Origin of the sequence: Sphingobacterium sp. lm-10, assembly GCF_023554555.1 — a bacterium.
GTDB lineage: Bacteria > Bacteroidota > Bacteroidia > Sphingobacteriales > Sphingobacteriaceae > Sphingobacterium.
In genome coordinates this window covers 1,199,278-1,213,137 of the sequence record NZ_JAMJWC010000001.1, presented here as the reverse complement: position 1 = coordinate 1,213,137, position 13,860 = coordinate 1,199,278, and the positions used below count along the sequence as shown (strand labels likewise).

The 13,860-nt window shown below is 46.9% G+C and carries 7 protein-coding genes; 4 read left to right on the top strand and 3 right to left on the bottom strand.

The genetic code is table 11. From position 1 onward, the window contains the following. Nucleotides 1–12 precede the first annotated feature (12 nt). Nucleotides 13–579: a Crp/Fnr family transcriptional regulator gene (locus tag M8998_RS04760; protein ID WP_249990981.1), complete on the bottom strand. Its 567-nt coding sequence runs from the start codon at nt 577–579 to the stop codon at nt 13–15. A 332-nt stretch (nt 580–911) separates the two neighbouring features. On the opposite strand from M8998_RS04760, the gene M8998_RS04755 reads away from it, so the two are divergent. The 4 genes from M8998_RS04755 to M8998_RS04740 all read left to right on the top strand — a co-directional run bounded on the left by M8998_RS04755 (nt 912) and on the right by M8998_RS04740 (nt 10,197). Continuing rightward, entirely contained in the window at nt 912–4,115 is a 3,204-nt protein-coding gene (locus M8998_RS04755; protein WP_249990980.1) for a SusC/RagA family TonB-linked outer membrane protein, read from the top strand. A 13-nt stretch (nt 4,116–4,128) separates the two neighbouring features. Next, a complete protein-coding gene (locus M8998_RS04750; RefSeq protein ID WP_249990979.1) occupies nt 4,129–5,583 on the top strand; it encodes a RagB/SusD family nutrient uptake outer membrane protein in 1,455 nt (484 codons plus the stop codon). A 192-nt stretch (nt 5,584–5,775) separates the two neighbouring features. Continuing rightward, the gene (locus tag M8998_RS04745) at nt 5,776–7,998 is read left to right on the top strand and encodes a redoxin domain-containing protein (RefSeq protein ID WP_249990978.1); all 2,223 of its coding nucleotides are present in this window, start codon (nt 5,776–5,778) and stop codon (nt 7,996–7,998) included. 9 nt (nt 7,999–8,007) lie between these two features. Then, nucleotides 8,008–10,197 (top strand): alpha/beta hydrolase family protein, encoded by a 2,190-nt coding sequence (locus tag M8998_RS04740; RefSeq protein ID WP_249990977.1) that lies wholly within the window; start codon nt 8,008–8,010, stop codon nt 10,195–10,197. On the opposite strand, the gene bioB is transcribed toward M8998_RS04740, so the two are convergent. Both bioB and M8998_RS04730 read right to left on the bottom strand, forming a co-directional pair. After that, nucleotides 10,194–11,192 (bottom strand): biotin synthase BioB, encoded by a 999-nt coding sequence (bioB, locus tag M8998_RS04735; RefSeq protein ID WP_249992424.1) that lies wholly within the window; start codon nt 11,190–11,192, stop codon nt 10,194–10,196. The two genes, M8998_RS04740 and bioB, sit on opposite strands and share 4 nt — an antisense overlap. 153 nt (nt 11,193–11,345) lie before the next feature. Next, the gene (locus M8998_RS04730; protein ID WP_249990976.1) at nt 11,346–13,820 is read right to left on the bottom strand and encodes an AfsR/SARP family transcriptional regulator; all 2,475 of its coding nucleotides are present in this window, start codon (nt 13,818–13,820) and stop codon (nt 11,346–11,348) included. Between the last annotated feature and the right edge of the window lie 40 nt (nt 13,821–13,860).

Genomic DNA, 13,860 nt, shown 5'->3' with positions numbered 1-13,860 from the left:
TTAAAAAGAGTCTTATCGGATGTTTTTTCGAATTCGGCTCAACGAGGGTAACGTAATGCCTAGGTAGGAGGCGATGTCGGCCAGCGAGACGCGATTGATCAATCCAGGATAGTTTTGCATAAATTCCAGGTATCTGTTCGTCGCATTTTGTGAAATAACCGGTCCTTTGCGTGATTTTAAATGCATACAGCTTTGCACCATTTTATTTTTTGCGGTATCCCAATTGGCAATCAGATCGGAAAATGCGAGCCAGTCGGATTTGGAAAAGATCAACAACGTGCAATCTGTGCAGGCGGCGAGGTATTCTGTAGATGGGCTAGCTCTTTCGAAATTCATGTAATCCACCGCCAGATTTCCTTCCGGAATAAAACAACGGGTAACCGGCAATCCGTCGCTGGTATAATATACGCCTCGTAATACCCCTTCCAACACGAAGCATACCCGTGTAGGGACGCGACCGGCCTCCGAAAAATAGTTGCCTTTGGACAAGCTGACGATTTTTGCTTTTTCATTCATCAGACTAATATCGTCGTCCGTTATCCGGCCAAATTGTTGTATGAATACGCTCCATGATTCCATACCTGCAAGGTACTAAAACTCAATATAAAAATAAATATCTACTAAAAACATAGACTATATATTTATTTTTATATATTTGTGCCGTCGGCTATCACAGGAGAGGTAGCCACACTCTTTATCTGGCATAATTTCTAATCAAATGGAGACATTTACACGATCTGATGTAGTTTTTAATTTTTCCCTATTTTTCCAGAAGCGCATATGCTGCCCAAGCATGCGAATGTGTAGCTAATCAAAGCTATTACACACGATGATGTCGGCACCACCTATTCGATATTGTCGATCCATTAAAGCATAAACAATCCATTTTCTTATCCTAATTCATTCGTTTTATGAAAAATATAACGATGCTCGGATATACCACGGGTATACTGATCATTTTTCTATGCGCAAGGCCGACATCGCTGCAGGCGCAAGAATCCCCACGCACTATCGTCAATGCGTCATTTCGTGGCGTGGTTGTCGATGCGGAAAACCGCGCCCCAATAGAAGGCGCCACCGTAACACTCTATGGCGTGACACACGCCGTAACGACCAACCGCCAGGGTTTATTCACCTTCGTGACCGGACAAAATTTGCCCGCCCGCGTGGTAGTATCGTATGTTGGATATCAAGAACAAACGGCGACCATTCGCAATCCGGGCGATACCGTTCGTCTTGTTCCTAAAAGCAGTTCAGTAGAAGAAGTCGTTGTCGTCGGGTATGGTACACAGAAAAGACGTGAGTTTACCGGCGCTGCCGCTAGTGTCTCTTCAGAAGATATCAAAGACATTCCGGTGCAAAGTTTCGATCAGGCGCTGGTCGGGAAAGCGGCAGGGGTGAGTGTATCACTACCCAATGGATTGCTTAATAACCCACCCGTAATCCGTGTAAGGGGAGTGAATTCGATTTCGCTAAGTTCTTATCCCTTAGTCGTAGTCGATGGTATTCCGATCAACACCGGCAATATCGGATCTAATAATATCCCGAACAACCCGCTGGCAGACATTAATCCGGCAGATATTGAGTCTATTGACGTATTGAAAGACGCCGCTTCTACCTCCATTTATGGTTCTCGTGCGGCAGGTGGTGTACTGCTCGTCACGACCAAAAAAGGGAAGGCAGGTCGATCACGGGTCACCTACGATGTGTGGGGTTCGGCGGTGCGCGCCGCACGCTTACCTAAACTGCTTAATGCCCAACAATATATCGATATAAAAAACGAAGCCGTACGAAACAGCAAAATTCTCTCTGGCAACCAAGATAACCCGGCCGTAGCCGATGCGCTTTTCTTTCCGCAATATGATGAAGCGGGGAATCTGGTCGAAACGAACTGGTATGATCACGTTTATCAGACCGGTTACAGCCATAATCATAGCTTAGCCATCAGCGGAGCAAATGAAAAAACCCAATACTACATGTCGGCAAACTTTTCAGATCAGGAAGGATTTTTCGCCCGCAATAAATTCGAACGTCAGGGAATACGTTTCAATATTGAGCATAAGGTAAATGACTGGTTTAGCGTAGGGAGTAACTTGAATTATAACAAGACCTTTAACGATGCACAGAACTCCGGATCATTACCGGGTAGCCAGCTATTTTTGATCGGTGGCGCGAGGTTGGCTACGGCGCTTCCACCAAACGTGGCCGCCTACAACCCAGATGGGTCTTATAACCTGAGCGGTACGGGATTGCTAGGGCCTGGAGCCAACCGATTTACGAATACCTTGTATAATCCGGCCGCCTTATTTGACTATAGCAGTTACACGACAGGGAACGATCACATTCTAGGTAATATCCATGCGCAGTTGCAACTCGCTCCAGGTCTAAAATTTACCAGTACGTATGCAGTCGATAGAAACCTGACGACGACCAAGACTTATCTCAGTCCGAACTTGGGATCGTCAGGCTTTTCCAACGGTGGTGCAGTCACCAACCTGAGTGCCCTGCGCAACAACTGGAACTTTATCAATACCCTGAATTACGACCGCACCTTTGGCGAGAAACACGATATCGGCCTCTTGTTGGGCTATGATATACAGCAATATGATAACGATATCTGGAGTGCTTCGCAGAACAACGCTGCCGACCCATTTTTCGAGAACTTTCAAGGAAGCTGGGCGACCATTTCTGCAGCGGGGGGTACGCTGAACGAGCAGTTCTTCCGTTCGACCTTCTTTCGCGGATCCTATAATTATGATCGCCGCTATTTTCTGACAGCTAATTTCCGACGTGATGGTAACTCCGCATTAGGAGCAAATAATAAGTATGGCGACTTTGGAGGTGTTTCTGCCGGATGGTCTATCTTCGAGGAGGCATTTTACAGCGAAGGCCTATCCAACGCCTTAGGCGATTTGCGTGTACGCGCCAGCTGGGGTAAAGTGGGGAATGGAAATCTTTCCGCATTTCAGTCGCTGAACCTATACAGTTCCGCCTTGTACGGTGGCGTGTCTACCTGGAACCTCTCGCAGGCTGGTAACCCGAATCTGGGTTGGGAAACTTCCGAGCAAACCAACGTCGGGTTGACCTTCGGCCTGTTGCGCAACAAGCTCCATGTGGATGTCGACTATTTCCGGAATAATGTAAACGGATTGATCCTGAATGCACCACAATCTCCTTCCAAAGGAATCCCGGGCAATAGCATTGCCACTAATGTGGGTAGCATGTATAACCGTGGCTTGGAGGTGGCTATTCATGGCGACCTGATTCGTACGGAAAATTTCTCCTGGAATGCGGGGTTGAACATTACGCATGTAAAAAACCGGGTTACGGCATTAGCCGAAGGCAATAGCGATATTATTGGTTACACCCACACGACCACCGAAGCGAATAACATCACGCGGGTGGGCTATTCCGTAGGTAGTCTTTATGGCGCATTAACGGATGGGGTAAATCCAGAAAATGGACAGCGTATCTTCATCAACCGGGATGGGGAACGCGTTCAATATAGCGCGGTAGTGGCGTCCGGGCAGAGCAATTGGACGTACCTCGACGGTACCACCGCTGCACCGATCACGGTGGCTGATTATCAGGTCTTAGGCAATGCCTTGCCCACCTACTACGGCGGCTTTAACAATAACTTCCGTTACAAGGATTTTGACGCGACGGTGAACTTCACCTTTGCCGGAGGCAACAAAATCATGAACGGTACCCGAGGTACCTTATTGGATCAACGATTCTATAATAATGCAACCGAAGTGTTGAATAGATGGACCGCGCCGGGTCAGGAAACGGACATTCCACGTTTGGTATACAACGATGTGATTTCGAATGGGTCTGCTGGATTTTCTATTTCCGACAATGCCGAGAAGGCGGATTTTCTACGCCTGCAACAAGTAGTTTTAGGCTATACCTTCCGTCCGGCAGCATTTGCTCGGCTGGGGCTGTCCAGCATTCGGGTTTACGGACAGGCTTCCAATTTATTTCTGCTCACCGGTTATACCGGAGCGGACCCCGAATCGTCCTCCAATGGAAACTCTGCGACATCCATGGGTGTCGAGAAAAACTCCATCGGACTGGGACGCACCTGGAGTGCAGGCTTAAATGTTTCATTTTAATTTTTTGGAAAACATGCAAAATTATATCCATAAACACCTTAAAAAATACCTGGCATGGGGTCTGCTTCCCCTTACGCTATCACAGGCCTGCAAAAGCGAATCGGGATTGTATCCCGTGCCGGAAACCAGTATTTCCGACCAGAATGTCTTCGACACGCCCGCGCGGATAGAAGGCCTGGTGAATGGCATGTACCGTAGTCTTAAAGCTGCCAGCTTATATGGAGGGCGCTATCTCCTGTATCAGGACGTGCGCGGAGAAGACTTTATCAACTTGACGGCGAATAGCTATACCGCCTTTGAAAGCTGGAACAACTCTTACAGTTCAGGTTCTAACGATGTCAATAATTTGTGGTCCGCAGCCTATGCTACGATCAATAGTGCGAACATCGTCATTCAGGGACTGAATACTACTCAGGTTATTCCGGAAGCGGCCGCAGCGGCCTATATCGGCGAAGCGAAGTTTCTGCGGGCGCTATCGTATTTTAGCTTAATTACGGTTTTTGCGCAACCCTATAACCGTGATCAGGGCGCTTCTCCGGGTATTCTTTTGCGGCTGCAAGCGGAAACAGGAACCGCTAACAATGACCTGGCACGCAGTACGGTAGCAGAGGTTTACACGCAGATTATACAGGATTTGGAAGAAGCCGAACAAGTATTGCCCGAAACCTATACGACCGCACTGCTAAACACCACGCGTGCGCATAAAAACACGGCTATCGCTTTGAAAACACGGGTATATCTAACAATTCGTAATTACGCCAAGGTGCTCGAAGAATCGGCCAAGATCGTTCCTCAGACTACCGCGCCTTTTGCTGCTCAACGGGGTGTTGCGCATCAGCTTCAATCTGATATCCAAGTGGTATTCGGAGGCAACTACACCACGACGGAATCAATCCTGAGTATGCCAATGACACCGACCGATGCGCTTTCTGGACAATCTGCGCTGGGATACGTATATTTGGTTAACCGGGAGTATTATTTGAATCCTACGGGTATTTTAGGCAATACACAATGGACAGCCGGTGATCGTCGACGTGGGTTTCTGCAAGCAAATGGTGGGCGACAGTATTTGAGGAAATATGCGAAAGCTTCTCCTTATGTAGACTACATCCCTGTTATCCGCTATGCCGAAGTGTTGCTCAATTACGCCGAGGCTGCCGCTGAATCCGGACAATTGTCCTTGGCTGCTGCCTTACTGCAAGGGGTGCACCACCGTTCTGACGCGAGTTACAACTTTCCGGCCGAGACGATCGCCAATCCATCTGCTTTGCTTGATGCCATTGCGCAGGAACGGCGGATCGAGTTATTAGGAGAAGGCTTCGGAGGACATGACTTACTGCGCCGATTGCAGCCACTTCCCGCGAAAGGGGATGCGAATATCCAGACGCCGCGCGTAGAGACGAGCGCACAGAACTATATTTTTCCACCGCCAAATACAGAATTGGCGACGAATACATTATTTAGATAAAAAACACCGCATGAAATATTCATGTTCTCCCAACACAAACTCTATTGAAGGTAGAAGTGAGAAATTAAAAATTAAAAAAATATTTATTTAAAGCCTTTAAGGTCAGTTTTTTTGTGAAAAAACCATTCGTGGCTCACGCGACAAAAAACCTGGAATATTCCATATGGACTTTAAAAGACAAGCTATACACATATGAAGACAACGACATATTTAATTACTATAGGGCTGCTGTCCAGCCTGAGCATCACGCCCGGGAAAGCGCAGCAACAGACTACAAACCTTAGTTTGAAAGGTACAGTGGCCAATACTGATAGCGACCATGTATACTTGCACCGCTTTGAAAACAAAACATTTACCCTTATCGATTCGGCTAAGGTGGGCAAAAGAGGTTTTTCTTTTACTACGCGCTTACCTTTGCCGGAATTATACGGCGTATCCCTTACCAAGGAAGATGCCCCATCGTATGTCTTTTTAGATAAAGGGAAAAATACCATTCGATTGGATGGTGCTTCTTCGGATGGTCTGGAGGTAAAGGGATCTTCCGCGCATGCGCTGTTCGAAAATTACCGAAAAGCCAGGCATACCGATGTCGCGGATTTTATCCGTCAGCATCCCGATAATATCGTATCCAGTTATGTGCTATACAGAGATTGGTCGTATCGGCTTTCGCCAGAGGAATTGGAGCAAAATATTGCATTATTAACTCCGGCACAGCAGCAATCCCGTTACACGAAAGATCTGCGCAGCATTATTGACGTGGTACGGGAGGTAGCCGTTGGTAAGAAAGCACCGGCAATTGTGGCGGCTGATCCCGATGGAAAAGAAGTGGCTCTGTACGATAATCTGGGAAAATACACACTGATCGATTTTTGGGCTTCCTGGTGTCCGCCATGTCGCCGGGAAAACCCAAATATCGTGGCAAACTATCAAAAATACAGCGATCAGGGATTCCAGATTTATGCCGTTTCCTTGGATAAAACAAAGGACGCCTGGGTGAAAGGAATTGAAGATGATAAATTGACCTGGTTGCATGTCTCTGAACTGCAATATTGGAATAGTGACATTGCGGCAGCCTATGCGGTGCGCGCCATTCCGGCCAATTTTTTGGTCGATGACCAAGGCGTTATTGTCGCTAAAAATGTAAAAGGCGAACGTTTGGGCCAGGTATTAGACAGTTTGTTTAACGGTCATCAAGTCGCAAAAGGCGGTTCGAAAGTGGGTCTGGGTTGGGTAAATAACACGTTTAAAGGACAAGAGCCTATTGCTTATGAGTCGACGGAAGACCAACCTACAGAGAAGCAAGTCAAAAAAAGGTATAGCGCAGATAATCGGGTGTTTTTTAGCAACGAATCCGATGGCGCGCGGCTAAATGATCTCACTAAAACGCCTGAAGGCACGTATCAGGTATTCATTTCGCCGGAGAAGACACCCATTAATCAAAGTCCGTGGTATGGCTTTGAGGTATGGGCAGAAAAAGATACGACGATCACGATACAAATTACCTACGCCCCGGGCTTTTACCACCGTTATGATCCGAAAGTGAGTCGAGGAGATAATCATTGGGAAAAATTATCAGACGTAACCTATGGAATCGAAGGCGATCGAAAAAAATCCGCTGCCTTTAGCCTGCCGGTAGGACCGAATAAAGTCTGGGTCACTGCGCAGGAAAACATTCCTTCCAAAAAAGCATATGCTTGGTTGGAACAGTTAAGTGCAGACATTGAAAAAGTAGAAGTAGGTAAAACAGCGCTCCATGCGCCGCTTTACGTATACGGTGTGGGCAACCCAAAAAGTAAAAAACGCATCCTCGTAATGGGCCGTCAGCATCCGCCCGAGATTACCGGACATTATGCCTATGCAGGTTTTGTCGAATATTTGTTGGGCAATACGTCAGACGCCAAAGCTTTTCGCGACGAATACTATGTATACCTGATTCCGGTAGGCAATCCTGATGGCGTAGATGGTGGCCATTGGCGCGCGAATGCGCATGGGGTTGACCTGAACCGCGACTGGGATGCATTCCACCAGCCCGAGACCCGCGCTTTTCGCGATTATTTCCAGAAAGAGATCAAAGAGCAGGATCGCGAACTCATTTTCGCCATCGATTTTCACTCTACCGCACAGGATATCCATTACACCGTGGACCCTTCGTTACCCAGTCGCTTCCCCGGCTTTGTGCCAGATTGGATAGCGGGATTGAAAAAAGCGATACCAGGATACGATCCGCATATCAAACCTTTGTATTTTGAAGGCCCAACTTTCACCGCATATAGCTATTTTTATAAAAATTACGATGCAGAAGCCTTGGTGTACGAAATTGGAGACGATACCGAGCCTAGGTTTATTGACCAGAAAGCGCGCTTGTCTGCGCAACACCTGATCGAAAAGTTAATCGCCGTCGATACGGCTCAATAACCATAAAGTATGAAGATAAAAAGCATTTTTTTAGCCGTAACCGGTCTTATTATTCTCCACCCACTGCTTGCGCAGGAAAATAAAATTAAAGTCAGTGATCTGACGAAGATCAAGCAGATCACCGATCTAAAGGCACACCCGAATGGGTCTGAAGTAGCCTACGCAGTGAAAGCAGTCGTCGCAGATACCACGGTTACCGGTGGGTATACCTACAAAACCCAGTGGTTCACACATCAGGTGCCCGATAGTAGATCTATTCGCAAACATCGTGGCGCCGATCACACCGCCGCGTGGAGAGATACCGCCGGACTTGATGATCGGATTCAACAGATCTATTATGGTCCAGACGGTAGACGATGGACTTTGGTGAAAGGAAAGGGGAAGGAACAACAGTTACATGCCTATAATCAGGGTGTAGACAGTCTGCCATTTTATCCAGCTGTGCCTTATCCGGTACAGCAGGCACGCTTCAGTGCCGATGGACAGCAAGCCTTGCTGTCCGTGCGATTGACCTTATCCGACCTGGTAGAAAGTGCCGACTTTAATCCCCAAGGTCTCCTGCCGGAATGGCCGTATGAAAGTCCCGGGGATGCCCAAAATGCCTCTTTGAAAAAGTCTACGGCTACGCCTGATCCAGATGGCGATGCCGCGCAAATTGCGGCATACTTGCAACAGAATGAAGAGAAGACTTTGGCGAAGCGGACTAATAAATTGCAATTTCAAACAGAAAGTTCTACCACCGGTACGCTTTATTTCACACACTGGTATCGCGTTGATTTGAAGGAAGGTAGTAAAGCGACGCCGCTTACTTCCGGCTTCCGGTCGTATCCCCGTGCGGAGTTTTTGTCGGATCATCAGGTGATTACAGCGGTGGATCGGGATACATTGGCTCATCCCGACCGAATCAATACATCCGATATCGTGTTGATCGATGTTGACAAAGGCACGTCGCAGCGGATCATAGGCGATGGGCAGTATCGCTATCAGTTGGAGGCCGTTTCTTCATCCGGGAAAAAAGTCGCGATCAGCAGATCGTTGCCCCATACGCTCACTCAGGGAGATTTGTGGGTTTACGACACAAAGGATTGGATCAAAACGCCTATAAAGTACGATAGATCTGTAGGGCAGGTGCAATTTGGTACAGACGATGCTGATCTTTATTTTATTGCGCCAAGCAACGGCGGTAAAGTGCTCAACCACGTAGCATTATCCTCCGGGAAAGTGTCTTCACTTACCTCAGTAGATGAAGGTATAAACGACTACTGGGTGGGTAAAGGGAAAGCATTATTCTCCAAAACCACCTATGCCAATCCTTCGGAACTATTTGTCGCTGAAGCGGACTTTGACAAAGCACAGCCCCTTACGGCGATCAATACATCCTGGTTGGAAGGGAAAACCATCGCTAAACCTGAAAAATTCACCTTCACCAATGAGCTCGGTTTGGAAGTAGAGTACTGGTTGTTGAAACCAGCTTCTGCCAGTGCGAAACAGCAAAGCCCATTATTGGTGCAAATTCATGGTGGCCCTGCATCCATGTTTGGCCCGGGTGATGCCGGTATGTGGCACGAATATCAATACTTTCTGGCGAAAGGCTATGGCGTTTTATACGGTAACCCACGCGGTTCCAATGGGTATGGAGAAGCTTTTTTACAAGCCAACTACCGGGATTGGGGTAAAGGTCCTTCATCAGACGTGTTTGCCGCCGTGGATAAGGTCGTCGCTCAGGGTTGGGTAGATACGAAGAACTTGTATGTTACAGGAGGTTCATATGGCGCATTTCTCACGGCTTGGATCATTGCGCATGATGCGCGCTTCCGTGCAGCGTCGAGCCAGCGTGGGGTATACGATCTATACACCTTTTTTGGCAGTGGCAATGTATGGCCCATGTTAAAGCGTTACTTTGGTGGCTTCCCTTGGGAAGACGGCATCTTAGCCATCTTGCAAGAACAGTCGCCTATTACTTATGCGACGCAGATTCATACGCCTTTGTTGATTTTCCATGGGGAAAATGACAACCGCACTGGTCCGACGCAAAGCGACTACCTCTACAAGCAATTGAAATACCTGGGTAGAGACGTGGAATATGTGCGGCATCCAGATGCAGACCACGAGATCACCCGTTCGGGCAATGTCGGTCAACGCATTGATCAGATGCTACGCACGTATGAATTTTTCGAACGTTTTCGCTCGACTAATTAATTAGTAGCGCTTTCGTGAACCTTATTTTGTTTGACCATCGGTATCAATCCAAGGTTATCTAGCATACACATATCTTCGGTCACACCCGGGTTGGGTGTGACCAATAGCGTTTCCCTTTCGCCCGTGAAAATGGAATTTGCTCCCGCCATAAAGCACCAAGCCTGTTCTTCTTCCGACATCTCCATGCGCCCGGCACTGAGTCTTACCATAGCTGCCGGCATAATAATGCGTGCCGTAGCCACAGTGCGGACCATGTCCCAGATGGAAACTTTTGGTAGGTGTTCCAAGGGAGTTCCTTTTACACGGACTAATGCATTCACCGGCACAGAATCAGGGTGTTGGGGCAGTGTAGCAAGGGTAACCAACATCGCTATGCGGTCGGCAGGTGTTTCTCCCAAACCGACAATGCCGCCAGAGCACACCGTCATACCAGCCTTTCGCACATGATGGAGGGTATTTACGCGCTGATCAAACTGGCGAGTAGAAATAACCTGCTCATAATATGCCTCCGAGGTATCTAGGTTATGGTTGTAGGCATGTACCCCGGCCTCTTTGAGTCGTTCTGCTTGCCCTTCCGTGAGCATGCCTAAAGTGCAGCATACCTCTAGTCCTAAGGCATTTACGCCCTTGACCATGTCGATAACTCGATCAAAGTCTCGATTATCTCTAACTTCCCGCCAAGCCGCTGCCATACAAAACCGGGAGGATCCCACGTCTTTGGCTTTTTGAGCATGCGCTAAGACGACGTCTGTGGACAACAACGCCTGCACCTGAATGCCGGTCTGATACCGTGCCGCTTGTCCGCAGTAAGCACAATCTTCTGGGCAGCCCCCTGTTTTTACGGACAGCAGTGTGCACAATTGTATTTCTTGTGGTTTATGCCAGGTACGATGTACCGTAGCGGCTTGATAGATAAGTTCTAATAGAGGAAGTTGGTAGATGGCTTCTACTTCTTTCTTTGTCCAGTCATTTCGTAAAGCGGGGTTATTTTGCATACTCTTCATGTATTGATGGCTTAACTAACAGCGCTGCATATTGATGCTGATAAGGCAAGCTCCTTGTTTTATGCCATCAAAAGTAATCGGTTCTGCTGTCGGATAGGGAGGCCAGTTTTAAAATAAGGCATGGTCCGGCTGTTTTAGATGAAGCTATAGTGTAAGTACTTGTTGTAAGGTATGAGGATATTCTTCACCCAATAATTGTTGGTAATTAGCGGTGAAGCGAGCATAGAAACGATTAGTCTGTTGTATTAAATTGAGCATTTGCAATGCTTTCAGACCTTTTTTTAGTCCCATTTCGTGAACCGGATCTAAAGCAATGAGCAGGTCGGCAGCGGCAAAGAGTAAAGTCCAGTTTTGCTGCTTTTCCAGTTCTACGATGCTCTTGTGTAGATTGGAAATGAGTTCGTCCTCCAGCTTACTTTTGGCCTCGTCAAACAAAGGATCGTCTGAACCCAATAAGAAGGAACCACGTCGGATCAAAAGGTTGATGTCTTCTGCTATCAGATCTTTATTTTTTGCAAGCTGTGCGCGCAGAACGCTATAGTCGCAATAACAGGGTGAGGTGATCGCAACACGATAATGCCCGTTCTCATACACGATCTCTATGCCTTCTACGGTACTCAGTGCTTTGCGCAAGTTGTTGATCGTTACACCTCTGGAGGTTTTTACTTTATCTTTTGGTTTATCAGGCCAGATCAGATAACTTAACAAAGTAGAGCTGATCCCAGCCGCATCGCTATGGACGAGTATAAGACAGAAAACCTGCCGTAACCTCGTGCTGAATAGATGAGAAATATCATTGCCTCGACGGTCAAGAACCGTAAAATCACCAAATAAAAAAATACTATTTTTATCGGGATGTTTCCATCCGGTTGGCTTTAATAGACCTTCCTCGACAACTTCTGGCTTTGGAGCCTTTGGCTGAATTGTTCCTGTAATAAGTGTGGGTTGCTTTCCTATCTGTCGACGATAGACGACCACGGCTCCTGCAATAATGAATGCGGCGGAAAGACCAATCCACCAAGCACGATTTCCGTGACTTCCGTTGGGAAATGCGTGCAATTTTGTTTGGCTGATCGCTGGAAAATCGAGTTCATAAACCGATAGTTTCGATCGGATGTCATCGTCGGATTCCTGTACCAGCGCAATCAATTTTTGCAGGTTTTTATCGTGATAGAGCTTAGCACGGGTGCTTATTTTGTCAGAATAAATGGGGATCGAATCGCCCAGCTTTTCGTAGCTACCATCTTTTAGAGAAAATCGCCTTAGCTGGATCAAAGAACGGGAAACGTGCTCCGGGTATCCGAGCATATAAATCCAGTTATCATCTGGAATAACCAATCCTCTCGCGGGCACAAAATGAGGTTCCTGCCAATCCAGCTGCCACAACTTCTTCGTGCTGGCACTTGTAGGATCCATCTCGTAGAGGTCGTAAAAATACTTCCGACCAACAATATGTTGACCCGATTCATTTCCCATTCCACCAAAAAGATAGACCTTTTTAGTCGCTTTACCATAGCCCATGGAAGTAAAATACCGAGGTAGTATCTGATCGTTGGATATATTTTGCGGGGTAGTCCAGGTAGAATTGGCTATTTCATAGCGCATGAGGTTGTTGTTGTACAACATATTGCCAAATCCCCCGAAAACGAACAGTGTTCGTTGATTCGTTAGATAAAGTGCTCCATGATGATTTAATTCATTTCCTAAATATTGGCTACTCTCTACACGCCAGGTATAATCACTTAAGCCCAAGCTGGCTACAGTCGGGCCTTCGTACGGATGTTCGTAAAAAGTTTCATACACATACAAGCGATTTTCTGTCGAGTCAATAAAACTGTTGCCCAGCTTGATCAATACTGGGCAAGCATTAGCAAACCGAATTGCTTCTGTAAAGCCCTCTCGCAAGTGATGGATGTATAACGAATCACTATTAAAGTAATAAGCCAACTGTTTCTTTTCGTCATACTCTGATCCAGATTTGCGATTGGAGTATATGGCGTCGCTACGATGCCAATGATAGGCGTTGTTGAATAACCAAGTGACGTTAGATACTTTGCCACGAGGGATTCCAGATTCATCATGTATCACGATACCTGTACTTTCTTTCATCGGAAACACAAGTTTACGTTGCTCATCCGTGATCACCAATTCCCGTAAGGAAAAAGAGGGGACATCGATCAAATAATCACTTTTACCAAATATGACGACAGGCGAATAACTATCTAAACGAGGTGCCCTAACGCTTTGTGTGGCAAATTCTCCCAAAGACAGGGAGATGTTGCCTTCGCGCAAATCGTAGGTCATTTGGATGGCTAACCAGCGTTGCTTTTTCAATTTGTCCATTGAAATAGCCAGTCGAATTAGACCACTTTTACCCTCCTCATTAAACCGAAAAACGGCTTCGTTATCCTCTTTATCGAAATATAGATTGTATGTGGGATGTTGTGCGTTGTTTTTGAGGCGGATCAGGTAACCCGCTGTGCCGTCATCCCGGATATGTAGATCAAAGTTAATCTTTACTATCCCTCTAAAATTCGGATGGTTTTGCTCGAATAGCCGAACGGACGAACGCTGCTCGATCGGATGATTACTCCCGGTTAACTGAATTCCCTGTGCCATAAGATGAGATGAAAAGTAAAAAATGGAAAGGCAAAAAAAC

What these genes read in the sequence shown, in the direction of transcription:
- M8998_RS04755 (WP_249990980.1), top strand. Translation starts at nt 912, where the DNA reads ATGAAAAATATAACGATGCTCGGATATACCACGGGTATACTGATCATT.
- M8998_RS04745 (WP_249990978.1), top strand. Translation starts at nt 5,776, where the DNA reads ATGAAGACAACGACATATTTAATTACTATAGGGCTGCTGTCCAGCCTG.
- bioB (WP_249992424.1), bottom strand. Translation starts at nt 11,192, where the DNA reads ATGCAAAATAACCCCGCTTTACGAAATGACTGGACAAAGAAAGAAGTA.
- M8998_RS04730 (WP_249990976.1), bottom strand. Translation starts at nt 13,820, where the DNA reads ATGGCACAGGGAATTCAGTTAACCGGGAGTAATCATCCGATCGAGCAG.
- M8998_RS04740 (WP_249990977.1), top strand. Translation starts at nt 8,008, where the DNA reads ATGAAGATAAAAAGCATTTTTTTAGCCGTAACCGGTCTTATTATTCTC.
- M8998_RS04750 (WP_249990979.1), top strand. Translation starts at nt 4,129, where the DNA reads ATGCAAAATTATATCCATAAACACCTTAAAAAATACCTGGCATGGGGT.
- M8998_RS04760 (WP_249990981.1), bottom strand. Translation starts at nt 579, where the DNA reads ATGGAATCATGGAGCGTATTCATACAACAATTTGGCCGGATAACGGAC.